The organism is Mesorhizobium sp. M7A.F.Ca.CA.002.15.2.1 (assembly GCF_003998715.1).
Classification (GTDB): Bacteria; Pseudomonadota; Alphaproteobacteria; order Rhizobiales; family Rhizobiaceae; genus Mesorhizobium; species Mesorhizobium ciceri.
In genome coordinates this window covers 1-842 of record NZ_RZPI01001140.1, presented here as the reverse complement: position 1 = coordinate 842, position 842 = coordinate 1, and the positions used below count along the sequence as shown (strand labels likewise).

Sequence of the window (842 nt, the reverse complement as noted above, 5' to 3'; positions counted from 1 at the left end):
CATCATCGGCGTCGGCGCCGCCCGCCGCGTCTCGGCCGTGCGCTGGGGCATTGCCGGCAACATCGTCATCGCCTGGATCGTTACCTTGCCGGCCACCGCTTTGATTTCGGCGCTCACCTACCTCGCGGTTGGCCTGGCGAGGTGAGGTGAAGAAATCTACCTGTCCACAAGGTTCAGGATGTTGCCGTCTGGATCCTTGAACCAGGCAACTTTCATTCCGTAACCGACGTGGAGATCGCCCTCCAGCGTCAAGCCCGGCATCTGATAGTGCTCGAAGGCGACGCCCTTCGACTTCAGCTCCTTGACGATGTTGCCGATCTCGTCGCCAACCATCCAGGTCACCGCTGTCGCCTTGTTGGTTCCGGCAAATTGGGAATGATAGACGTTGAGGGTGGTATCGCCGCTTTTGTACACGATCAGTTCGCCCCCCTCATCCTGCACCTGTTTCAGGCCAAGCGTTCCTTCGTAGAAAGCCTTGGCCTTTGCCAGATCGCTTACCGCCAGATTTGCCGTTGCGTTGCTGTTTGCGAGCATAATCGCCTCCTTCTCGGCTTGTCGGTCCCGTGCTGGTCGTTGAAATAGGTCGCTGCGATCGTTTGGCGACTGTCGGCTGGATTGATTGCTGGCCGCATCGGCGCTCGCTTATCTGGAGGACGTTTGGCGCGGATGAAATCCGGCAGGACCCGCCGGTTTTTCAGGCACGCCAAGACAGCCATTGCTCCACGGCTTGGTTCTGTCCGGAAACTGCATTATCTCAGGTGCAAGCTGCATCTCAGGCGCAAGCTGCGTAAGGAAAAACTGCCATGTCCGTCACCAAGGAAATCGTCACCGAGCGTCTGAAG

Annotated in this window: 2 protein-coding genes; one reads left to right on the top strand and one right to left on the bottom strand. The window is 58.3% G+C overall.

Annotated features, from left to right (window positions below):
* Positions 1–145: inorganic phosphate transporter (locus ENZ74_RS33220; RefSeq protein ID WP_164761471.1), on the top strand; the 145-nt coding region annotated here is incomplete at its 5' end.
* An 11-nt stretch (positions 146–156) separates the two neighbouring features.
* Here the strand turns inward: ENZ74_RS33220 and ENZ74_RS33215 are convergent.
* Positions 157–534 (bottom strand): VOC family protein, encoded by a 378-nt coding sequence (locus tag ENZ74_RS33215; protein WP_063169927.1) that lies wholly within the window; start codon positions 532–534, stop codon positions 157–159.
* Positions 535–842 lie beyond the last annotated feature (308 nt).

What these genes read in the sequence shown, in the direction of transcription:
- ENZ74_RS33215 (WP_063169927.1), bottom strand. Translation starts at nt 534, where the DNA reads ATGCTCGCAAACAGCAACGCAACGGCAAATCTGGCGGTAAGCGATCTG.